This is a genomic window from Streptomyces humidus, from assembly GCF_014649655.1.
In the GTDB taxonomy this organism is placed as follows: Bacteria; Actinomycetota; Actinomycetes; order Streptomycetales; family Streptomycetaceae; genus Streptomyces; species Streptomyces humidus.
In genome coordinates this window covers 1-22,566 of sequence record NZ_BMTL01000016.1, presented here as the reverse complement: position 1 = coordinate 22,566, position 22,566 = coordinate 1, and the positions used below count along the sequence as shown (strand labels likewise).

Annotated in this window: 18 protein-coding genes and 1 pseudogene; 15 read left to right on the top strand and 4 right to left on the bottom strand. The window is 72.7% G+C overall.

All coding sequences use genetic code 11. The annotated features are described in order from the left end of the window. Positions 1–420 precede the first annotated feature (420 nt). Complete coding sequence (gene sucC, locus IE239_RS19475) at positions 421–1,599, top strand: ADP-forming succinate--CoA ligase subunit beta (RefSeq protein WP_190150651.1); 1,179 nt, start codon at positions 421–423, stop codon at positions 1,597–1,599. A 21-nt stretch (positions 1,600–1,620) separates the two neighbouring features. Continuing rightward, complete coding sequence (gene sucD / locus IE239_RS19470) at positions 1,621–2,508, top strand: succinate--CoA ligase subunit alpha (RefSeq protein WP_190150650.1); 888 nt, start codon at positions 1,621–1,623, stop codon at positions 2,506–2,508. Positions 2,509–2,639: 131 nt separating this feature from the next. On the opposite strand, the gene IE239_RS19465 is transcribed toward sucD, so the two are convergent. Beyond that, a complete protein-coding gene (locus IE239_RS19465; protein WP_373308120.1) occupies positions 2,640–3,746 on the bottom strand; it encodes an RNA polymerase sigma factor in 1,107 nt (368 codons plus the stop codon). A gap of 96 nt (positions 3,747–3,842) precedes the next feature. Here IE239_RS19465 and IE239_RS19460 point away from each other — a divergent pair, with 96 nt between their 5' ends. Beyond that, positions 3,843–5,573 carry a cell division protein PerM gene (locus tag IE239_RS19460; RefSeq protein WP_190150649.1) on the top strand — a complete coding sequence of 577 codons (1,731 nt, stop codon included), beginning with the start codon at positions 3,843–3,845 and terminating at the stop codon, positions 5,571–5,573. Between the two features lie 121 nt (positions 5,574–5,694). Here IE239_RS19460 and IE239_RS19455 read toward each other — a convergent pair whose 3' ends face one another. Continuing rightward, entirely contained in the window at positions 5,695–6,453 is a 759-nt protein-coding gene (locus IE239_RS19455; protein WP_190150648.1) for a hypothetical protein, read from the bottom strand. 311 nt (positions 6,454–6,764) lie between these two features. Here IE239_RS19455 and purN point away from each other — a divergent pair, with 311 nt between their 5' ends. Beyond that, positions 6,765–7,394, top strand: a complete 630-nt coding sequence (purN, locus tag IE239_RS19450) for a phosphoribosylglycinamide formyltransferase (protein WP_190150647.1) — start codon at positions 6,765–6,767, stop codon at positions 7,392–7,394. After that, complete coding sequence (gene purH / locus IE239_RS19445; RefSeq protein WP_190150646.1) at positions 7,391–8,974, top strand: bifunctional phosphoribosylaminoimidazolecarboxamide formyltransferase/IMP cyclohydrolase; 1,584 nt, start codon at positions 7,391–7,393, stop codon at positions 8,972–8,974. Before purN ends, purH begins: the two co-directional genes overlap by 4 nt. Positions 8,975–9,071: 97 nt before the next feature. Here the strand turns inward: purH and IE239_RS19440 are convergent, their stop codons facing one another. Then, positions 9,072–9,803, bottom strand: a complete 732-nt coding sequence (locus IE239_RS19440) for an RDD family protein (RefSeq protein ID WP_190150645.1) — start codon at positions 9,801–9,803, stop codon at positions 9,072–9,074. A 303-nt stretch (positions 9,804–10,106) separates the two neighbouring features. Here IE239_RS19440 and IE239_RS19435 point away from each other — a divergent pair, with 303 nt between their 5' ends. The 10 genes from IE239_RS19435 to IE239_RS19390 all read left to right on the top strand — a co-directional run bounded on the left by IE239_RS19435 (position 10,107) and on the right by IE239_RS19390 (position 22,237). Beyond that, the gene (locus tag IE239_RS19435; RefSeq protein WP_190150644.1) at positions 10,107–10,961 is read left to right on the top strand and encodes a bifunctional methylenetetrahydrofolate dehydrogenase/methenyltetrahydrofolate cyclohydrolase; all 855 of its coding nucleotides are present in this window, start codon (positions 10,107–10,109) and stop codon (positions 10,959–10,961) included. A gap of 25 nt (positions 10,962–10,986) precedes the next feature. Beyond that, positions 10,987–11,457: a DUF3017 domain-containing protein gene (locus IE239_RS19430; protein ID WP_190150766.1), complete on the top strand. Its 471-nt coding sequence runs from the start codon at positions 10,987–10,989 to the stop codon at positions 11,455–11,457. Positions 11,458–11,682: 225 nt separating this feature from the next. Beyond that, on the top strand, positions 11,683–12,141 hold the full coding sequence (locus tag IE239_RS19425; protein WP_190150643.1) for a helix-turn-helix domain-containing protein: 459 nt from the start codon (positions 11,683–11,685) through the stop codon (positions 12,139–12,141). A 176-nt stretch (positions 12,142–12,317) separates the two neighbouring features. Next, positions 12,318–13,208, top strand: coding sequence for a helix-turn-helix domain-containing protein (locus IE239_RS19420; RefSeq protein ID WP_190150642.1), 891 nt, complete (start codon positions 12,318–12,320; stop codon positions 13,206–13,208). 454 nt (positions 13,209–13,662) lie between these two features. Continuing rightward, complete coding sequence (locus tag IE239_RS19415; RefSeq protein ID WP_190150641.1) at positions 13,663–14,652, top strand: malate dehydrogenase; 990 nt, start codon at positions 13,663–13,665, stop codon at positions 14,650–14,652. Between the two features lie 348 nt (positions 14,653–15,000). Then, positions 15,001–16,530, top strand: a complete 1,530-nt coding sequence (locus IE239_RS19410) for an aldehyde dehydrogenase family protein (RefSeq protein WP_190150640.1) — start codon at positions 15,001–15,003, stop codon at positions 16,528–16,530. Between the two features lie 165 nt (positions 16,531–16,695). Next, positions 16,696–18,225, top strand: a complete 1,530-nt coding sequence (locus tag IE239_RS19405; RefSeq protein WP_190150639.1) for a GMC family oxidoreductase — start codon at positions 16,696–16,698, stop codon at positions 18,223–18,225. A 23-nt stretch (positions 18,226–18,248) separates the two neighbouring features. Next, positions 18,249–19,316: a quaternary amine ABC transporter ATP-binding protein gene (locus tag IE239_RS19400; RefSeq protein ID WP_190150765.1), complete on the top strand. Its 1,068-nt coding sequence runs from the start codon at positions 18,249–18,251 to the stop codon at positions 19,314–19,316. Between the two features lies 1 nt (position 19,317). Then, entirely contained in the window at positions 19,318–21,279 is a 1,962-nt protein-coding gene (locus IE239_RS19395) for an ABC transporter permease (protein ID WP_190150638.1), read from the top strand. Between the two features lies 1 nt (position 21,280). After that, positions 21,281–22,237, top strand: coding sequence for an ABC transporter substrate-binding protein (locus IE239_RS19390; protein ID WP_190150637.1), 957 nt, complete (start codon positions 21,281–21,283; stop codon positions 22,235–22,237). A 21-nt stretch (positions 22,238–22,258) separates the two neighbouring features. Here the strand turns inward: IE239_RS19390 and IE239_RS42195 are convergent. Beyond that, positions 22,259–22,566, bottom strand: a pseudogene (locus tag IE239_RS42195) (hypothetical protein); the annotation flags it as partial.

The following is a 22,566-nucleotide window of genomic DNA, read 5'->3' as shown; positions in this document are numbered from 1 at the left end:
CCGGTTCTCGGACGTGCCCAAAGCCTTTCGGCACGTCCGGCCGAACCCTCACGGTCGGGGCGGACCTGGTCCCCATTGGGGTGGGGACCCGCCCGTCCTGAGCCCCCGAGGGGGCTGTTCAGGGGGCCTCACCGGGCCAACCCCAACCCGGTGAGGCCCTGCCCCGCAGCCTCGTCCTCGCCTCACATCCGGCACGGGGTGCCAGTGATCCCGGCATCATGTGACAGGTATCACCGCTCAGGTGTGACCCTCGATTTAGGGGCCTCATGCAAGCAGCGATAACCTGCGAGACGGACATGCCGCGCGCTCGGACACCGTGTGCGCCTCCCTTGTGACAGACACCGGTCGGACGTCACGTTGCCCTCGCGGCACGCCCACGCAGACAACGAACCGCGAGATCACTGATAGGGACGGAAGCGCGTGGACCTGTTCGAGTACCAGGCGAGGGACCTCTTCGCCAAGCACGATGTACCGGTGCTGGCCGGTGAAGTCATCGACACGCCTGAGGCGGCCCGCGCAGCCACCGAGCGTCTCGGTGGCAAGTCCGTCGTCAAGGCCCAGGTGAAGGTCGGCGGCCGCGGCAAGGCCGGCGGCGTGAAGCTGGCCGCCACCCCGGACGAGGCCGTCGCCCGCGCGACGGACATCCTCGGCATGGACATCAAGGGCCACACGGTCCACAAGGTGATGATCGCCGAGACGGCCCCGGAGATCCTGGAGGAGTACTACGTCTCCTTCCTCCTCGACCGCGCCAACCGCACCTTCCTCTCCATCGCGTCCGTCGAGGGCGGCATGGAGATCGAGGAGGTGGCGGCCACCCGTCCGGAGGCCGTCGCCAAGACGCCGATCGACGCCAACGAGGGTGTGACCCCCGAGAAGGCCCGCGAGATCGTCGAGGCCGCGAAGTTCCCGGCCGAGGTTGCGGACAAGGTCGTCAACGTCCTCGTGACGCTGTGGAAGACCTTCATCGAGGAGGACGCCCTCCTCGTCGAGGTCAACCCGCTGGCGAAGGTCGCCTCCGGTGACGTCATCGCCCTCGACGGCAAGGTGTCGCTGGACGAGAACGCCGAGTTCCGTCAGCCGGGACACGAGGAGTTCGTCGACCACGCGTCGGCCAACCCGCTCGAGGCCGCCGCGAAGGCGAAGAACCTCAACTACGTCAAGCTCGACGGCGAGGTCGGCATCATCGGCAACGGCGCGGGTCTCGTCATGAGCACCCTGGACGTCGTCGCGTACGCCGGTGAGGCGCACGGCGGCGTCAAGCCCGCCAACTTCCTCGACATCGGCGGCGGCGCCTCCGCGGCCGTCATGGCGAACGGCCTGGAGATCATCCTGGGCGACCCGGACGTCAAGTCCGTGTTCGTCAACGTCTTCGGCGGCATCACCGCCTGCGACGAGGTCGCCAACGGCATCGTCCAGGCGCTTCAGCTGCTCGCGGACCGGGGCGAGGAAGTCACCAAGCCCCTCGTCGTCCGCCTCGACGGCAACAACGCCGAGCTGGGTCGCAAGATCCTCTCCGACGCCAACCACCCGCTGGTCCAGCGCGTGGACACCATGGACGGCGCGGCCGACAAGGCCGCCGAGCTCGCGGCTGCGAAGTAAGGGAAGAGGGACAGAACAGCCATGGCTATCTTCCTGAACAAGGACAGCAAGGTCATCGTCCAGGGCATGACCGGTGCCACGGGCATGAAGCACACCAAGCTCATGCTGGCGGACGGCACCAACATCGTCGGTGGCGTGAACCCCCGCAAGGCGGGCACGTCCGTCGACTTCGACGGCACCGAGATCCCGGTGTTCGGCACGGTCGCCGAGGCGATCGAGAAGACGGGCGCCAACGTGTCCGTCCTCTTCGTGCCGCCGGCGTTCGCGAAGGCCGCCGTCGTCGAGGCGATCGACGCCGAGATCCCGCTCGCGGTCGTCATCACCGAGGGCATCGCCGTCCACGACTCGGCCGCGTTCTACGCGTACGCCGTGTCCAAGGGCGACAAGACCCGGATCGTCGGCCCGAACTGCCCCGGTCTCATCACCCCGGGCCAGTCGAACGCCGGCATCATCCCGGGCGACATCACCAAGCCGGGCCGCATCGGCCTGGTGTCGAAGTCCGGCACGCTGACGTACCAGATGATGTACGAGCTGCGTGACATCGGCTTCTCGTCCGCCGTCGGCATCGGTGGCGACCCGGTCATCGGCACCACGCACATCGACGCCCTCGCCGCGTTCGAGGCCGACCCCGACACCGACCTGATCGTCATGATCGGCGAGATCGGCGGCGACGCCGAGGAGCGGGCCGCGGCCTTCATCAAGGAGAACGTGAAGAAGCCGGTCGTCGGCTACGTCGCGGGCTTCACCGCGCCCGAGGGCAAGACCATGGGCCACGCCGGCGCCATCGTCTCCGGCTCCTCCGGCACGGCCGCCGCGAAGAAGGAGGCCCTCGAGGCCGCCGGTGTCAAGGTCGGCAAGACGCCGACCGAGACGGCGAAGCTGGCGCGCGAGATCCTCGCCGCGGGCTGATCCGCAGGCTGATCACGAGCTGATCGGCCTGCTTCCGCGGGGATCCGCGGGCTGAGCGCCGTACAGCCGAACGTCAGTGGGCCCGCCCGTCCAGGGCGGGCCCACTGACGTTCTCGGCGGCCGGGGCGCGGTCATCTCGGTTCCGGCCGCATCCTCTGCGGACCGTGACCCGTCCCCGATCGCAGCTTCGCCCGCAGTCTCAGTTCCGCGTCCGAGAGTGTGCCCGGCGCCGCCCTCGGTGGTACCCCCCGCACGGCCTCGCCGGGGGGCACCGGAGCCTCGTACCGCGTGGGGGCCGTGTACAGGGTCAGCGCGGTCGCCCCGATGATCGCGACCGTGAAGGCGGTGGCCGCGCGCGTCCAGAAGCGGGCCCGCTGTTCGCCGCCCGTCCGCACCGCGGGCGGCTCGGCCGCGCGCAGCCGTTCGGCGGACGCCAGCTCCGCCAGCCGCCGGTGCAGTGCGGCGGGGTCCGCCAGCTCGGGCAGTCGCTCGGCGACCGACTCCCGTGCGCGCAGCAGCCGGCCGGCCGTCGCCGGCGTGCTCGCCTCGGTCTCGGCCGCGGTCTCCGGCAGGTCGAGGCCGACGCCGTCGTAGAGCAGGAGCGTGCGGCGGGCAGGTGCGGGAAGGGCCAGAAGGACGTCCAGCAGTGCGCGGTCGGACGCGTCGGCCGGGGGCGGTTCCGGGTGGCGGTAGCGGGGGCGGAACCGGTGCCAGGGTGAGAGCGCGTACTCGTGGGCCGTGGCCCGCACCCAGCCCGCCGGGTCGCGGTCCACGGCCACCTCGGGCCAGCGTTGCCAGGCTGCTTGGAACGCGCGCTCGACCGATTCTCGCGCCAGTGCGCGACGGCCGCAGAGCAGATAGGCCTGCCTGACCAGCGCGGGGGCGCAGAAGGCGTAGAGCGCGTCGAAGGCCTGAGCGGGCGTCAAGGGTTCTGGGGCGGCGGCGGGTTCGGGGGCCGCGGGTGCCGTTGCGGAGGGGAGCGACGACGCGGAGGGGAGCGGCAGAGTGTGGAGCGGCGCGGAGGGGAGCCGGGCCGGGGGAGACGCCTGCTCGGTGTCCGCTTCGGCGGGCTCGCAGGGAGGCGCAGAGGGGGGCGCGTCGGCGCGCGCCGGTTCCGGTTTCGTGGCGGGTGGTTGCGGCTCCCCGCCGGGGCGTACCGTCACCGGCGGTCGGGGAGCGGCCTGCTGGGTGTCCGTCACCCGGCCCGCTCTGCCGGCGCCGCCGGCCTGCCGCGTCACAGAATGCCCCCTCGCGCGAAAAAGTACATAAACGCATATTGAGCGACACGGCGATGGTTCGCCTGTTACGACGGCAAAGCGCGTGTCGTTGGGAGTATGGCCGTCGTGATCCAGATGACCGCTCGTCGACTGTCGTTGTCGCCCCTGCTCACCCGGATGCGCGACCGATCGCCCGGACTGGCCGCCGGCTTCCTGGGCGGTGTGCTCGCCGCCGGACTCGGACTCGGTTCGTTCGCCATGCTCGTGATGGTGCTGTGGATCAGCTCCCCCTATCCCGACAGCGGGCCCGGCGGCGCGCTGCACGTCGCCGCGGCGTTGTGGCTGCTGGCCCACGGCGTGGAACTGGTCCGCGTCGACACCCTCTCCGGGGTTCCGGCCCCGGTCGGCGTCACACCGCTGCTGCTGCTCGCCCTGCCGGTGTGGCTGGTGCGGCGTGCCGCACGCGATGCGGCGGAGGGGGGCGGCGGCGGGAGCGGCGGCGCCCTCGTCAGCGGCGGCGCGGCGTGGGCCGGTGTCGTGGCCGGGTACCTCGCCGTCGGCTCGGGCGTCGCCTGTTATGCCGCGGCGGGCGGTGCGCTGCTGCCCTCCTGGGGGTGGACGGCGGTCTGCGTGCCGGCGGTCGCTGTGTCGGCCGCCGGGGCGGGGGTGTGGTCGGCGCGCGGCTGCCCGCACGAGTATGTGGACGGGGCGCTGGCGCTGCTCCCCCGAGGCTTGCGACGACTGTTCTTCGGGGAGGACGGACGGGAGCGGCTCGGCGCCGCCGGGCGGGCGGCCGGGGTCGGTGCGACGGTGCTCGTCGGGGGCGGGGCGCTGCTGGTGGCGGTGTCCTCGGTGTGGCACCTGGGCTCGGCCCGCGCGGCGCTCCTGCAGCTGACGGAGGGCTGGTCGGGGCGGTTCGCGGTGCTGCTGCTGTGCGTGGCGCTGGTGCCGAACGCGGCGGTGTGGGGTGCGGCGTATGCGCTCGGTCCGGGGTACGCCCTCGGCGTCGGGCACGTGGTGGCCCCCCTGTCCTCCGCTCCGGCGCCCCTGTTGCCGCCGTTCCCCCTGCTGGCGGCGGTGCCGGAGGCGGGGGGCGGGACGCCGTGGTACTGGGCGACGGGTGTGGTGCCGTTCGTCGCCGCCGTGACCGTGGGGGTGTTCGTGGCGGCGACGAAGGGAGCGGCCGGGAGCGGGTGGGCGCCGGGCAGGACCACGGTGGTGGTCGTGCTGGCGGGGGTGGGGTGCGGAGTGCTGATGGGTGCGCTGGCGGGGATGGCCGGCGGACCGCTCGGGGTTGCCGCCTTGGCCCGCTTCGGGCCGGTGTGGTGGCAGGTCGGGGGTGCGGTGGTGGTGTGGATCGTGGGACTGGGGGTGCCGGTGGCTCTGACGGTTCGCGGATGGCGCTGGTGGCGGGAGCGGAGGGCGCCCGAGGGGAGGCCGGCGAATCCGCGGGAGTCGCGGGAGTCGCGGGAGTCGCGGGAGCCGCGAGAGCCGTGGGGCTCGGGGGGTGCCGGGGCCACGGAGCTGTACGACTTCTCGGTGTTCGAGGAGGGTGGTGCTCGGTTGGCCGGGGCGCCTGGCGAGCTCGTCGAGCCGGTGCCGCCCTTCGGCGCCGTCGAGAGGGCCGGGCTCGCCGAGGCCGTCGCCCCCGCCGAGCCGGTCCCGCCCGCCGCCCGCGCCGGTTCCGTCCCGGGCGTCGAGCCCGTGCCCCCTGCCGTCTCTGTCGCCCCCGCCGCCCCCGCCGAGTCGGTGGACCGGGAGGGGGATCGGGAGGTCGGGCGGGCCGTCTCGCGGGAGACGGGAGCGGACGCAACAGGCGGGGAGGATGCTGCGGGACCGGTGCGGTGACCGAACAGGGCGGGGAGTACGGGTGCGGGACCGGTGCGCTGACCGACTCGGGCTGCCGCCCCACTGCACTGCCCGTTCCCACTGCCCGTTCTCGCCGCCCGCGTTCCCACCGTGGGTGGTGTCAGGCGTTAGCGCCCAGGATCTGTCTGAGTTCCTTGGGGAGGAGGTCGTCGCAGGACTGCTTCGCCTCCTGGGTGAGGGCGTCCTTCGTGCAGGTGTAGTAGTCGCTGTAGACCAGGTGCGCGGTGAAGCTCGCGGCGACCAGGGCCAGGGCCAGGGAGGCCGTGACCAGGCCGCTGACGGCCGCGGTGCGCTGGGGTCGGCCGTTCGTCTCGGGGGCGGACGGGACGTCCGGGTCCGGGGTGCGCGGCTTGGCGCGCAGGGCGCTGATGCCCCAGTTCAGAGCGAGCGCGCCGAGCAGCAGGGCGACGTAGGGCCAGCCGAAGAGGGCGAAGAAGAAGGCCCACATGCCGCAGAGCAGGGCGTAACGCGCGTGACGCTGGGCGGGGTCGGTCGGGTCCCAGCGCTTGCCGGGGTCGCCGCCGCCGGGGCCGCTCGGGCCGCCGTTGTCGGGGTTGCCGCCGGGGCGCTCGCCGAAGCCTCCGGAGGAGCGGCCCGGCTGCCGGTCGCTCCACTGGCCGCCCCACGGGGAGCGACCGTCCTCGGGGTCGCCGCCGGCCGGGCGCCGGGGCTGCCACGGCCGGTCGGGGGCGCCCTCCGGCGGCGGCGCGAAGGGGTTGTCGTCCTCGGGCGGCTTGTTCTCGTCCGACGGGGCGTCCGGAGGGGAGGCTGGGCGCTCTCGCAGCAGCACGACGCCGCGCTCCCCTCCCTGCGGTGACTGCGGGGGGAGCGTGAGGAGTCGCAGACTGCGGTCCGGCATCAAGTGAGCGTCTTCCCCTAGGTGATACGGCTGTCTGGCCTGAGCGGATGTGGCTGTCACTCCGGGAACGCGCCGCACGGCGACCGCGTTCCCGATCACGCCCGCATCCCGTTCCTCGCAGACGCTACCTTCCGGCCACGCCCCCGTCCCGCGGGGGCCGTCCCGTGTGCCGGTATCGTTGCTGACGGTCGGCTGCTTCGTAGGCTTCCCCGTATCCGGGGGCGCGATGCATTCGTACGAAAGTACAAGCCCGCGTGAAGTCCGCGTACGCCCACCGCCTTGTACGTGCTTCCCCGAGAAAGGGCCTCACCGTGGCCGCCAAGCCCGTGGCCAAGCGCCTCGTCGTGCTGGTCTCCGGATCCGGTACGAACCTGCAGGCGCTCCTCGACGCCGTCGCGACCGCGGGCGTCGACGCCTACGGCGCGGAGATCGTGGCCGTCGGAGCCGATCGTGGGGGCGTCGAGGGCCTCGCCCGGGCCGAACGGGCCGGCATCCCCACCTTCGTCTGCCGGGTCAAGGACTTCGGGAGCCGCGAGGAGTGGGACGCCGCTCTCGCCGAGGCCGTGGCCGCCCACGAGCCCGACCTGGTCGTCTCCGCGGGGTTCATGAAGATCGTGGGCAAGGAGTTCCTGGCGCGGTTCGGGGGGCGGTTCGTGAACACGCACCCCGCCCTGCTGCCCAGCTTCCCCGGAGCCCACGGGGTGCGGGACGCGCTCGCGTACGGGGCCCGGGTCACCGGCTGCACCGTCCACTTCGTCGACGACGGGGTCGACACCGGCCCGATCATCGCCCAGGGCGTGGTCGAGGTCCGGGACGAGGACGACGAGAGCGCTCTGCACGAGCGCATCAAGGAAGTCGAGCGAAGGCTGCTCGTCGAGGTCGTGGGGCGGCTCGCCCGCAACGGCTATCGCATTGAGGGACGAAAGGTAGTTATCCAGTGACCGCCGACAGCACTGTCACGGCCGAGAGCAGCAAGCGGGGCATCCGTCGCGCGCTCGTCAGCGTCTACGACAAGACCGGTCTGGAGGAGCTCGCGCGCGGGCTGCACGAGGCCGGCGTCGAGCTCGTCTCCACCGGGTCCACCGCCTCCCGCATCGCCGCCGCCGGCGTTCCCGTCACCAAGGTCGAGGAGCTGACCGGCTTCCCCGAGTGCCTGGACGGCCGGGTCAAGACCCTGCATCCCAAGGTCCACGCCGGCATCCTCGCCGACCTGCGCCTGGACAGCCACCGGCAGCAGCTGGACGAGCTGGGCGTCGCGCCGTTCGACCTCGTCGTCGTCAACCTGTACCCGTTCCGGGAGACGGTCGCCTCGGGCGCCTCCGACGACGAGTGCGTCGAGCAGATCGACATCGGCGGGCCGTCCATGGTGCGTGCCGCCGCCAAGAACCACCCCTCGGTGGCCGTGGTCACCAGCCCGGCGCGGTACGGCGACGTCCTCGCGGCCGTGCAGGGCGGCGGCTTCGACCTCGCCGCCCGCAAGCGGCTCGCCGCCGAGGCGTTCCAGCACACCGCCGCCTACGACGTCGCCGTGGCCTCCTGGTTCGCTTCGTCCTACGCGCCCGCCGACGAGTCGCGCTTCCCCGACTTCCTCGGCGCGACCTGGGAGCGCAAGAGCACCCTGCGCTACGGCGAGAACCCGCACCAGCCCGCCGCGCTCTACGTGGACGGCAGCGGCGGCGGCCTCGCCGAGGCCGAGCAGCTGCACGGCAAGGAGATGTCGTACAACAACTACACGGACACGGACGCCGCGCACCGTGCCGCGTACGACCACGCCGAGCCGGCCGTCGCCATCATCAAGCACGCCAACCCGTGCGGGATCGCCGTCGGCGCGGACGTCGCCGAGGCGCACCGCAAGGCGCACGCCTGTGACCCGCTGTCGGCCTTCGGCGGCGTCATCGCGGTGAACCGGCCGGTCAGCAAGGAGATGGCGGAGCAGGTCGCGGAGATCTTCACCGAGGTCATCGTCGCGCCTGACTACGAGGAGGGGGCCCTGGAGGCCCTCACCAAGAAGAAGAACATCCGGGTGCTGAAGGCGCCGCAGGGGCCGTCGAGCCCGGTCGAGCTCAAGCCCGTCGGCGGCGGAGCGCTGCTCCAGGTCGCCGACCGGCTCCAGGCCGAGGGCGACGACCCGGCCCACTGGACCCTCGCGACCGGCGAGGCGCTCTCGCCCGGGGAGCTCGCCGATCTCGCCTTCGCCTGGCGGGCCTGCCGGGCCGTGAAGTCCAACGCCATCCTGCTCGCCAGGGACGGGGCCTCGGTCGGCGTCGGCATGGGCCAGGTCAACCGGGTCGACTCGGCGAAGCTGGCCGTCGAGCGGGCGGGCGAGGAGCGGGCGCGCGGCGCTTACGCCGCCTCCGACGCCTTCTTCCCCTTCCCGGACGGGCTGGAGGTCCTGGTCGAGGCGGGCGTCAAGGCCGTGGTGCAGCCCGGCGGTTCGGTCCGTGACGAGCTGGTCGTCGAGGCCGCGAAGAAGGCGGGCGTGACGATGTACTTCACGGGCACGCGGCACTTCTTCCACTGACCGCCCGGCCCGGCGGGCAGTGAAGCGGCCCCGGCCCCCTGTCGCAGGGGGCCGGGGCCGTCGTCCGTCGATCCGCCGCTCTGCGCGGGGCTGCCGTTCAGTTCTGGATGACCATCGTGCTCGCGGCCTTGTCGTGCCAGCCCTGCTGGCGGCCCGACTTGTCCCAGAAGGGCGACAGGTAGACCAGGAGCTGGCCGATGCCGCAGGCCAGGCTGCCGACGATCGGAATGATCCAGCGGATGAACGAGGAGCCGAGGCCCGGCTTCTGGCCGGTGTCCGCCTTCACCACGCGGATGCCGACGGCGAGCTTGCCGAGGGTGCCGCCGACCAGGCCGGTCATCAGCCACTCGTAGAGCAGGCCGACGATCGCGAGGACGCCGATCACCGCGCCGAACTTGGCGGCGATGTCGGACCCCGCGTTGTTGATGCACGTGTTGTAGTCGGCGGCGTTCGGATCGCAGTCATTGGCGGCGCTCAGGGAGCCCGCCACGCCGATGACCCCGAGGACGACGTAGATGACCGCGAAGGCCACGGCGTCGATCGCGCGGGCGCCCAGCCGGCGGCCCATCGACGCGACCCGCGGACCCGGTCCGCCCGGGTAGCCGAATGCCTGCGGCCCCTGCTGCGGGTAGCCGTAACCCTGCTGGGGATAGCCGGGCTGCTGGGGGTAGCCGGGCTGCGGCGGCTGGCCGTACCCCTGCGGCGGAACACCCTGCGGCGCCTGCTGGCCGTAACCGGGCTGACCCTGCTGGGGGTAGCCGTAACCGGGCTGACCCTGCTGAGGGTTCTGCGGCTGACCGTAGGGGTCGTTGGGCGGGCCGAAACTCATGGTGGACTTCCTCCGTTGCACAAAGCGGGGACGAGGCGGAGCGCGCGGAGGAACGTCTTGGAATAAGCGGTTTGCCCCCCAACACCGACCGCATACTGCGGACCCCTATGGTTCTTGGCCGGGCATGCTCCTGTCCAGCCGCATTCCGCAGGCTTTGTGCAAGTGCAACCTTCCCGATCATGGCCGAATCGTTACGGGGCGTGACCCGCCGGGCCCGCGAGGGGTGCGGCCGGGACCCGGTTCGCCGCTGCCCGGGTTCACCCGGATTGGAACCGGGGGGCCGTCATCCGGGAGGATGGACCCATGACCGCCCAGATTCTCGATGGCAAGGCCACCGCGGCCGAGATCAAGTCCGAGCTGACCGCCCGCGTGGCGGCGCTGAAGGAGCGGGGCGTCACGCCCGGCCTCGGCACGATCCTCGTCGGCACCGACCCCGGCAGCCAGAAGTACGTCGCCGGAAAGCACCGCGACTGCGCCGAGGTGGGCATCGCCTCCATCCAGCGCGAGCTGCCCGCCACCGCCACCCAGGAGGAGATCGAGGCGGTCGTCCGCGAGCTGAACGACGACCCCTCCTGCACCGGCTACATCGTGCAGCTCCCGCTGCCCGCGGGCATCGACGAGAACCGGATCCTGGAGCTCATGGACCCGGCCAAGGACGCCGACGGCCTGCACCCGATGAACCTCGGGCGGCTGGTCCTGGGCGAGCCGGCCCCGCTGCCCTGCACCCCCAACGGCGTGCTGACGCTGCTGCGCCGGCACGGCGTCGAGATCAAGGGCGCCGAGGTCGTCGTCGTCGGACGGGGCGTCACCATCGGCCGGTCGATGCCGCTGCTGCTGACCCGGCGCAGCGAGAACGCGACGGTGACCCAGTGCCACACCGGCACCCGGGACCTCTCGGCGCACCTGAAGCGGGCCGACATCATCGTCGCCGCCGCGGGCTCCGCCCATCTGATCCGCGCTCAGGACGTCAGGCCGGGCGCGGCCGTCCTGGACGTCGGCGTCTCCCGCAACGCCGAGGGCAGGATCGTCGGCGACGTCCACCCGGACGTCCGCGAGGTGGCCGGCTGGATCTCCCCGAACCCGGGCGGCGTCGGCCCGATGACCCGTGCCCAGCTGCTCGTCAACGTGGTCGAGGCGGCGGAGCGCAGTGTCGTCTGACGGCGCCTCCGGCAAGGCCGGGGACATGAACGCGTACGGCGACGACGCCGATGGGATCGAGGTCCGCGACCCCGTCAGCGCGCCGGACGCCGACGGCGTGCCGCGTCGCACCACCCGCCGCTTCCCGAAGTTCACCCGGGACACCGCGCGCCCCGAGGGCGGCGGCCGGGCCGCGCCGGGCGACGCGCTGGCCGCCCGGCAGTGGCCGATCATCGCGGTGCTGGGCGTCGTGGCGCTCGGACTGCTGCTGACCGCGCTGGACCTGTTCCGGATCGGCACGATCCTGATCGGCGTGGGCCTGCTGGCCGGCGCGGTCCTGCGCTGGACGCTGCCCGGCGTCGGCATGCTCGCCGTGCGCTCCCGTTTCACGGACATCGTGACCTACGCGGTGCTGGGCACGGTGATCGTGCTGCTGGCGCTGATGGCCCAGCCCCACCCGCTGCTGCAGATCCCGTTCCTCGAGGACACCCTGCACTTCACGGTCAGCAGCAGCTGACCGCGCGCGAACGGCGGCCCGTCCTCATCCCCCGAGGAGGACGGGCCGCCGACGTGTTCCACGTTCTCTCATCCCGAACGGCCTGTTCAACGGCTGTCCTGACGCTGTGGCACGGAAGTGACCGTTCCGCTACGGCGCGCGCACCGCGATCACCGTCCCCCGGCGCGGGAACCGCCCGGCCGCCCGGCGTCGTCCCCCCAACGGATCGAAGGAGAGGTGGGCCGGATGGGCGCCTGGCAGCCGCTGCCGGACGGGCTGCCGTCGGAGGTACGGCACTTCGTGGAGCAGTTGCGGCAGCTCAAGGACGGCACGGGGCTCAGTCTGGCCGCGCTCGGCGCGCGCACCGCGTACAGCAAGTCGTCCTGGCAGCGCTATCTCAACGCCGTCCAGCCGCCGCCCCGGCAGGCCGTCGCCGCGCTGTGCCGGGTGGCGGGGCTGGCCGGCGCGGACGCCGAACGGCACGTCGTGCGCTGGGAACTGGCCGTCGAGGCGTGGCCGCGGCCGACGCCGGCGAACCCGGCCGGGGCATACGAGGACGACCCGACGGTGCCCTGGTGGGACCGTTCGGAGGAGCCCGCGCCGCCACCGGGGCCCCGGCTCGTCGGACGTCTCCTTCTCTACGCGGTCCTGATCCTGTTCGCCCTGCTGGCGACGGCCGTCGGGGGAGCGGTCGCCTTCGGCTGAGGCGAGCGGGCCCGGCGCGGCCGGCCTCGCGCGCAGGCAGGCGCGTGGCCGGGGCGTGGAGGCGTGCGTGGTGCACCTGTTGTGCGGTTACGTTGGCAGTTCGGGTATGCGTCCCGAATCGTCGTCGCATCGGGTCTCGCGTGACCCGTGGGACCGGGTGCACGAGAGGAGGTCCGATGCCTCGCTGGGAAGCCCTGCCGGGTGAACTCGACCCGCAGGCAAGGGAGTTCGTCGAGCTGATGCGACGGTCCGTGGACCGTGCCGGGCTGAGCGTCGCGGCGGTGGCGGACCGCACGGGCTACGGCAGGTCGTCCTGGGAGGGTTATCTCCACGGCCGGCTGCCGGCGCCCAAGGGTGCGGTCGTGGCGCTGGCCGAGGTCACCGGCACTCCTGCGCTCCGTCTGATCGCCCTGTGGGAGCCGGCCGAGCGGGCCTGGAGCCGCTCGGAGACCCGGTACGGGGACATCACGGCGGTCGTCGGCACCCTGCCCGCCCGCGCCCTGCCGGGACGGTTCGGCCCGCCCCCCTCGCCGCCCGGGGGCGAGCGGGCCCGGCCGGGGACGCGGGCCGGCGGCGCGCGCGGGCGGCGGGCGGCGCTGTTCCTCGCCGCGTCCGTGGGCGTGGCGGGCGTCGCGGCGGGGGCCGTCCTGCTGGCCGGCGGCCGGGACCCGCAGGCGGTGAGCGTCGTCGAGTCGCCCTCCGCGTCGGCCGTCACGACCCGCGTCCCGCCCTCCGGGGCGCGGTGCGGCGGCTCCGACTGCACCGGCCGGGACGCGGAGGCGACGGGATGCGGCGGCGACCTCGCGGCCACGGCGAAGACCGCGACGGTCGGCGCGACCCTGGTCGAGGTCCGCTACAGCCGCACCTGCGGGGCGGCCTGGGGCCGGATCACGCCGGCCGCCCCCGGGGACACGGTGGCGGTGACCGCCGGTTCCGTACGGCGCACCGGGCATGTCCCGACGCCCGGCGACCCGCTCGCGTACACGCCCATGGTGGCCGTGAACAGCGCGGACGAGGCGACGGCGTGCGCGGTGCTGGCCTCCGGGCGGCAGGGCTGCACGCCCTGACGGGGCGGGCGGCCCGCAGAGATCGCGCAAGAAATCCGGGTCGCGCAAGGGACCGGAGCGCTCAAGAAGAATACGGGGCGCGCAAGGGACCGGAGCGCCCCAAGAACCCCGGGCGCGCAAGAAATCCGGGGCGCGCAGGAATAACCGCCCCGGCCGCGGGAACGCGACCGGTACCCCCACGGGAATCCGGCGCGACCCGGTTCCCCCCACGGCGGCCGCTCGGTCCCTCCTCTCCCCGGACCGACGGCCGCCGCCTGTCGTCATGGCAGGCAGCGGGTGTCCCGTTCCAGGAGGTGCATGCTGTGGGACGGGCCACACGACCCCGGACGTCCGGGATCCCGGATGCGCGATAGCCTGACCGCTGATTGGATCTCTTGATACCAAGAGATCGATCATCTGTACGTCCCACCCGGGGCAGGGACGCCCCACCGACAGCTGTCATACGGAGAACGCCATGACCCGCACTCCCGTGAACGTCACCGTCACCGGCGCGGCCGGCCAGATCGGTTACGCCCTGCTCTTCCGCATCGCCTCCGGCCAGCTGCTCGGCGCGGACGTGCCGGTCAAGCTGCGCCTGCTGGAGATCACCCCGGCGCTGAAGGCCGCCGAGGGCACCGCCATGGAGCTCGACGACTGCGCCTTCCCGCTGCTGCAGGGCATCGACATCACGGACGACCCGAACGTCGCCTTCGACGGCACGAACGTGGCACTCCTCGTCGGCGCCCGCCCCCGCACCAAGGGCATGGAGCGTGGCGACCTCCTGGAGGCCAACGGCGGCATCTTCAAGCCGCAGGGCAAGGCCATCAACGACCACGCCGCGGACGACATCAAGGTCCTGGTCGTCGGCAACCCGGCCAACACCAACGCGCTGATCGCCCAGGCCGCCGCCCCGGACGTGCCGGCCGAGCGCTTCACCGCGATGACCCGCCTCGACCACAACCGCGCGCTGACCCAGCTCGCGAAGAAGACGGGCTCGACGGTCGCCGACATCAAGCGGCTGACCATCTGGGGCAACCACTCCGCCACCCAGTACCCGGACATCTTCCACGCCACCATCGCCGGCAAGAACGCCGCCGAGGTCGTGGGCGACGAGAAGTGGCTGGCCGAGGAATTCATCCCGACCGTCGCCAAGCGCGGCGCGGCCATCATCGAGGCCCGCGGCGCCTCTTCGGCCGCCTCCGCCGCCAACGCGGCCATCGACCACGTGTACACCTGGGTCAACGGCACCGCGGACGGCGACTGGGCCTCCATGGGCATCCCGTCCGACGGCTCCTACGGTGTCCCGGAGGGTCTGATCTCCTCCTTCCCGGTCACCACCGAGGCCGGCAAGTACGAGATCGTCCAGGGCCTGGACGTCAACGAGTTCTCCCGCGCCCGCATCGACGCGTCGGTGCAGGAGCTCGCGGAGGAGCGCGAGGCGGTTCGCGCCCTCGGCCTGATCTGAGCCTGAACTCCCACGATCCCCGGACGGTCCGACCGTCCGGGGATCGCTGCGTTCCGGGCCGGGTTCGTCTCCGAGTCCCGTGACGGGTTCTCCGCCCCCGGGCCGCCGCGCGCGAGGCGAGGGTCGGCGCCGCCTGCTCCGCGTGACGTCGGCGGGGCGATCCGGGTGAGCGAACCGTCACCATGCCATCCCCTTTGACAGGTTATGTCCGTACTGGCAGTGACTCAGCGCACTTCAGGTCAGGGATTGCGCATGCAATGAAAGGTTCGGGGCATGTGGACGCGGTCCCCGGCAGCGACCCACGGGTGACACAGGGGGACGGAACAGGAACGGAAGGCAACACCGATCATGGCCGACACGACGAACCACACGGAACAGCGGGAGTGCCGGACGATTCACGCGGGCGGCGAGTGGCTGACCGCCGCCTCCGGAGCGACCCGGGAGATCCTCGACCCCGCGGACGGCCGCCCCTTCGCGGTGGTCGCGGAGGGCGACGAGAAGGACGCCGACCTGGCGGTCGCGGCCGCCCGCGCCGCCTTCGACGAGGGCGACTGGCCGCGCACCCCGGCCGTCGAACGCGCCGGGCTGCTGCGCCGCGTCGCCGACCTCCTCATACGCGACCGCGAACGGCTCGGCCTGCTGGAGAGCCGTGACGCGGGCAAGACCCTCGAAGAGGGCCGGGTGGACATCGACTGCGTCGCCGACGCCTTCCGTTACTTCGCGGGCCTCGTCGCCGCCGAGGCGCCCGGCCGGGTCGTGGACGCGGGCTCGGCCGACGTCCACAGCGTCGTCGTCCATGAGCCCATCGGTGTGTGCGCGCTGATCACCCCCTGGAACTACCCGCTCCTCCAGGCGAGTTGGAAGATCGCGCCCGCCCTCGCCGCCGGCGACACCTTCGTCGTGAAGCCGAGTGAGATCACCCCCCTGACCACGATCGCGCTGATCGACCTGCTCGCCGAGGCCGGGCTGCCCGCCGGAGTCGCGAACATCGTCACCGGACCCGGCCACACGGTCGGCGCCCGGCTCGCCGAACACCCCGACGTCGACCTGGTGTCCTTCACCGGCGGCCTGGTCAGCGGCGTCAAGGTCGCGCAGGCGGCCGCCCCGACCGTCAAGAAGGTCGCCCTCGAACTCGGCGGCAAGAACCCCAACGTGGTCTTCGCCGACGCCTGCGCCACCCCCGAGGGCTTCGACACCGCCGTCGACCAGGCCCTCAACGCGGCCTTCATCCACAGCGGCCAGGTCTGCTCGGCGGGCTCCCGGCTCATCGTCGAGGAGTCGGTCCGCGACCGCTTCGTCGACGAACTCGCCCGCCGGGCCGGGAAGATCCGCCTCGGACGCGGCACCGAGACCGGCGTCGAGTGCGGCCCGCTCGTCTCCGGGCAGCAGCGCGCCAAGACCGAGGAGTACGTGGCCTCCGCGCTCGCCGAGGGCGCCGTGCTGCGATCCGGCGGGCGGCGCCCGGACCCGGCCCCGGAGCGGCCGGAGACCGGCTACTTCTACGAGCCCACCGTCCTCGACCACTGCCACCGCGAGATGCGCGTCGTGCGGGAGGAGGTCTTCGGGCCGGTCCTCACCGTCGAGACCTTCCGCACCGAGGACGAGGCCGTCGCCCTCGCCAACGACACCGAGTACGGCCTCGCGGGCGGCGTGTGGACCTCCGACGCCGGCCGCGCCCGACGGGTGGCCGGCCGACTGCGCCACGGCACCGTCTGGATCAACGACTTCCACCCCTATCTGCCGCAGGCGGAGTGGGGCGGCTTCGGGAAGAGCGGCGTCGGCCGCGAACTCGGGCCCGCCGGGCTCGCCGAGTACCGCGAGTCCAAGCACGTCTACCAGAACCTCGCGCCACAGCCGGTCCGCTGGTTCGCCGGCTGACCCGCCGCCCCGGCCGCACCCGCGCGCACCCTCTCACCGCGCGCGCCCTCTCACGGCGCCCATCCGCGCATCGCGCACACCCCGCGCCGCTTCCTCGCCCGAGTCCGCCCCGAGTCCGCCCCGACCTCGCCCGAGAAGACTTCGCACGCCCCTGGAGTACCCCCCATGCCAGAGAGCTCACTCATCTACGACTATGTGATCGTCGGAGGCGGAACCGCCGGTTCCGTCATCGCTTCGCGCCTCACCGAGAACCCCGACGTCACCGTCGCCGTCATCGAGGGCGGCCCCAGCGACGTCGGCCGTGACGACGTCCTCACCCTGCGCCGCTGGATGGGCCTGCTCGGCGGCGAGCTGGACTACGACTACCCCACCACCGAGCAGCCGCGCGGCAACTCCCACATCCGGCACAGCCGGGCCCGCGTCCTCGGCGGCTGCTCCTCGCACAACACGCTCATCGCGTTCAAGCCGCTGCCGTCCGACTTCGACGAGTGGGAGGCGGCCGGCGCGCAGGGCTGGGGCGCGGTCCCCATGGAGGCGTACTACGCGCGCCTGCTGAACAACATCGTCCCCGTCGACGAGAAGGACCGGAACCCCATCGCCCGCGACTTCGTCGAGGCCGCGCAGCAGGCGACCGGCGTGCCCCGCGTGGAGGGCTTCAACAGCAAGCCCTTCGACGACGGCGTCGGCTTCTTCGACCTCGCCTACCACCCCGAGACCAACAAGCGCTCCTCCGCCTCGGTCGCCTATCTGCACCCGGTGATGGACGAGCGGCCCAATCTGACGATCCTGCTGGAGACCTGGGCGTACCGACTGGAGCTGGACGGCGCCCGCGCGCAGGGCGTGCACGTGCGCGCCCAGGACGGCACGGAGAGCCTCGTACGGGCCCGGCGCGAGGTCGTGCTCTGCGCGGGCGCGATCGACACGCCCCGCCTGCTGCTGCACTCCGGCATCGGCCCCAAGGCCGACCTGGACGAACTCGGCATCCCCGTCGTCCACGACCTGCCCGGCGTCGGCGAGAACCTCCTCGACCACCCCGAGTCGGTGATCGTCTGGGAGACCCACGGGCCGCTCCCGGAGAACTCCGCGATGGACTCCGACGCCGGCCTGTTCGTGCGCCGCGACCCCGAGCACGCGGGCCCCGACCTGATGTTCCACTTCTACCAGGTCCCCTTCACCGACAACCCGGAACGGCTCGGCTACGAACGCCCCGAGCACGGCGTGTCGATGACCCCGAACATCCCCAAGCCGAAGTCCCGCGGCCGGCTCTACCTGCAGAGCGCGGACCCGGCCGTCAAGCCCGCCCTCGACTTCCGCTACTTCACCGACGAGGACGACCACGACGGCCGCACCCTCGTCGACGGGATCCGCATCGCGCGCGAGATCGCGAGGACCGAGCCGCTGGCCGGCTGGCTCAAGCGCGAGGTCGCCCCCGGCCCGCACATCACGGGCGACGAGGAGCTGAGCGAGTACGCGCGCAAGGTCGCGCACACCGTGTACCACCCGGCGGGCACCTGCAAGATGGGCGCCGCCGACGACGAACTGGCCGTAGTGGACCCCCAGTTGCGAATCCGTGGAATGGAGGGCATCCGCATCGCGGACGCCTCCGTGTTCCCGACCATGACAGCCGTGAATCCGATGATCGGCGTGCTGATGGTCGGCGAACGGGCCGTGGACCTGATCGGAGGCGATGCCTGATGAGTACCGACACCCGTACCGACATGACCGCCCACACGACCATCGAGGAGCGCCCGCCGGTCTTCTCGGTGGACGGCCTGTGGAAGGTGTTCGGCCCGAAGGCCGAGACCGTGCCCGCCGATCCCGAACTCACCTCCCTGCCCCCCGCCGAACTCCGCGAACGCACCGGCTGCACCGCCGCCGTCCGGGACGTCTCCTTCGACGTGCGCAAGGGCGAGGTCTTCGTCGTCATGGGCCTGTCCGGCTCCGGCAAGTCCACCCTCGTGCGCTGTCTGACCCGGCTGATCGAGCCGACCGCCGGCACCATCGCGATCGAGGGCGAGGACGTGCGGGCCATGGACAGGACCCGGCTGCGCGAACTGCGCCGGCACCGGGCCGCGATGGTCTTCCAGCACTTCGGCCTGCTCCCGCACCGCACGGTCGTCGACAACGTGGCCTACGGCCTGGAGATCCAGGGCGTCGGCAAGTCGGAGCGCCGCGACCGCGCCCAGGAGGTCGTCGAGAAGGTCGGCCTCGAAGGCATGGAGCAGCGCAGGCCCAGCGAGCTGTCCGGCGGCCAGCGCCAGCGCGTCGGACTGGCCCGCGCGCTCGCCGTCGACCCCGAGGTCCTGCTGTTCGACGAGCCGTTCAGCGCGCTCGACCCGCTGATCCGGCGCGACATGCAGGAGGAGGTCGTCCGCCTGCACCAGGAGGAGGGCCGCACGATGGTCTTCATCACCCACGACCTCAGCGAGGCCCTCAAGCTCGGCGACCGCATCGCCCTCATGCGCGACGGCGAAGTGGTGCAGCTCGGCACCCCGGAGGAGATCGTCGGCTCGCCCGCCGACGACTACGTCCGCGAGTTCGTCCGCGACGTCCCGCGCGAGCAGGTCATGACGGTCCGCCGGGCCATGCGCCCCGGCGAGTGCGCCGGCCCCGGCCACCCCGGCGCGATCGAGGCCGGAGCGGTCGTCGCCGACGCGATCCAGGTCGTGTCGCGCAGCCACCGGCCGGCGTGCGTCGTGGAGGACGGCCGCTGTCTGGGGGTCGTCGACCACGAACGGCTCCTCGACGTCGTGGCCGGAACGGAGCTCCGCAAGGAGGCGGTCTGACATGGCCACGGTCACCGCACCCGCTGCCCGGGTCTTTCTGCCGGGCATTCTCAGACACCGCGCGGCCGCCAAGCTCGCCCTGCTGGCGCTCGCCGCGGCGGTCCTCGTCCCGCTCGCCGACGCCCGCTGGTCCAGCGGCAGCTGGCCCGCCGCCCTCACCGTCGACCTCACCCAGCCGCTGGGCAGGGTCAGCGACTGGATCATCGACAACCGCGACAGCCATCCGCTGTTCCTCTACGGCTTCGGCTACGTCAGCAACGCGGTCGTGCTCTCCGTGCGCGCCGTCTACCTGGTGCTGCTCGCCGCCGGCTGGGCGGGCGTCACCGCCGTCGCCGGGCTGGTCGCCTGGCGGGTCGCCGGAGTGCGGCTCGGGCTCGGCGCCGCCGCCGCGTTCGTGGCCTGCGGACTGCTCGGCATGTGGATCCCGACCATGCAGACGCTCGCCCTGATGGTCGTCGCGGTCCTCGTCTCGGTCGCCGTCGGCGCCGTGCTGGGCCTCGCGGCCGGCCTGTCGGACCGGATGGACCGCGTCCTGCGTCCCGTCCTGGACACCATGCAGGTGCTGCCCGCGTTCGCCTACCTGCTCCCCGTCGTCCTGGTCTTCGGCATCGGCGTCCCCGCGGCCGTCCTCGCCACCGTCGTCTACGCGGCCCCGCCCATGGCCCGGCTCACCTCGCTCGGCCTGCGCGGCGCCGACAAGGAGGTGCTGGAGGCCGTCGAGTCGCTGGGGGCCACCTCCCGCCAGCGCCTGCTGACCGCGCGCATCCCGCTGGCCCGCAAGGAACTCCTGCTCGGCCTCAACCAGACGATCATGATGGCGCTGTCCATGGCGGTCATCGCCTCCGTGATCGGCGCCGGCGGCCTCGGCGACCGCGTCTACCAGGCGCTCGCCTCGGTCGACGTCGGGGCGGCGCTCGCCGCGGGCATCCCGATCGTCCTGCTCGCCGTCGTCCTGGACCGGGTCACCGGCGCGGCCGGCGACGGCGAGGGCGACCCCGCCGGTGGGCGCACCGGCCTGTCCCGGCGCGCCGGATGGGCGTACGCGCTCGCCACCGCCGTGGCCGTCGCGCTCGTCGGACGGTTCGCCGGCCGCCTCGACTGGCCCGGCTCCTGGACCCTGAACATCGCCGAGCCGGTCAACCGGGCCGTCGACTGGATGACCGACCACCTCTACTCCGGGGTCCCCGTGATCGGCGGCACCGCCGACTGGGCCGGACACTTCACCACCTGGGTCCTCGACCCGCTGCGCGACGGCCTCCAGGCCCTGCCCTGGTGGTCGGTCCTGCTGATCGTCGCCGCGCTCGCCTGGGTGATCGGCACCTGGCGGACCGCGCTCACCGCGGTCCTCGCGATGGCCGCGATCGGCGTGCTCGGCGTGTGGAGGCCCTCGCTCGACACGCTCTCGCAGGTCCTCGCCGCGGTCGCCGTCACCCTCGTCCTGGGGTTCGCGACCGGCGTCGCCGCCGCCCGCAGCGACCGCTTCGAACGGCTCCTGCGGCCCGTCCTCGACGTCTTCCAGACGATGCCGCAGTTCGTCTACCTGATCCCGGTCGTCGCGCTGTTCGGCGTCGGCCGCGCGCCCGCCGTGGCCGCCGCGGTCGTCTACGCGCTGCCCGCCGTCGTCCGCATCACCACCCAGGGACTGCGCCAGGTCGACCCGGCCGCCCTGGAGTCGGCCCGCTCGCTCGGCGCGAGCAGCGGCCAGCAGATCCGCCAGGTGCAGCTCCCGCTGGCCCGCCCGGCCCTGCTGCTCGCCCTCAACCAGGGCGTCGTCCTGGTCCTCGCCGTCGTCATCATCGGCGGCCTGGTCGGCGGCGGCGCCCTCGGCTACGACGTCGTCTTCGGCCTCGCCCAGGGCGACCTCGCCACCGGTCTGGTGGCCGGCGCGGCCATCGTCTGCCTCGGCCTGATGCTCGACCGGGTGACCCAGCCGACCGAACGCCGCGCCGAGAAGGGAGCGTGACATGCGCATCCGTACCACCGCGACCGTCGCCGGCGCGTCCGCGCTGCTCCTGCTGACCGGCTGCGGCGCCGCCGACATGACGAAGCAGGCCTCGCCGTTCGCCAACGCCCAGGGCGCCAGGTCCCTGACCCTGTCCGTGCAGTCCTGGGTGGGCGCGCAGTCCAACGTGGCCGTCGCCCAGTACCTCCTGGAACACGAGCTGGGCTACCGCGTCGACACCGTGCAGGTCGACGAGGTGCCCGCCTGGGACGCGCTCAGCCAGGGCCGCGTCGACGCGATCCTGGAGGACTGGGGCCACCCCGACCAGGAACAGCGCTACGTCAAGGACAAGAAGACGATCACCCCTGGCGGTGGCCTCGGCGTCACCGGGCACATCGGCTGGTTCGTGCCCACGTACTTCGCCGAGCAGCACCCGGACGTCACGAACTGGAAGAACCTGAACAAGTACGCGGCGCAGCTGCGCACCGCGGAGAGCGGCGGCAAGGGGCAGCTCCTGGACGGCTCGCCCTCCTACGTCACCAACGACAAGGCGCTGGTGAAGAACCTGAACCTCGACCTCAAGGTCGTGTTCGCCGGTTCGGAGGCCGCCCAGATCACGCAGATGCGGCAGTTCGCCAAGGAGAAGAAGCCCTTCCTCACCTACTGGTACGCGCCGCAGTGGCTCTTCAAGAAGGTTCCGATGACCGAGGTGAAGCTGCCCGCCTACAAGGAGGGCTGCGACGCGGACCCGGCGAAGGTCGCCTGCGCCTACCCGCACACCCCGCTGCAGAAGTACCTCAACGCGGGCTTCGCGAAGAACGGCGGCAAGGCGGCGGCCTTCCTGAAGAAGTTCAAGTGGACCACCGAGGACCAGAACGAGGTGTCCCTGATGATCGCCGACCAGAAGCTGACGCCCGAGGACGCGGCGAAGAAGTGGGTGGACGGCCACGCGTCCACCTGGAAGGCGTGGCTGTCCTGAACCGCGCGGAAGCCGTGCCGCTCAGCCCGGTTCCGCGCTGGTCTCCCGCGGGGCGGCCGTCGCCCTGGGCAGCGGTCCCGGTCCGAACGTGACGCGGGCGGCCCTGAGTTCGCCGAGCCCGGCGGGCGAGGGGCCCTCGCCGTCCACCCGCCCGTGGTGCGGCCGGCGGAAGCCGTCCGCCCAGCTCATGGCGTGTAGCCCCCCGGTGGGATGCGCCGGGCGACCAGTGTCGTCATCGAGTTCCTCCGTGGATGCTCCGCCGTTCACGGCGGAGAGGAAACGGACTCCTGCGGAGCAGGGCAGGGAGCGGGGTTTCGCCGCCAGGGCGA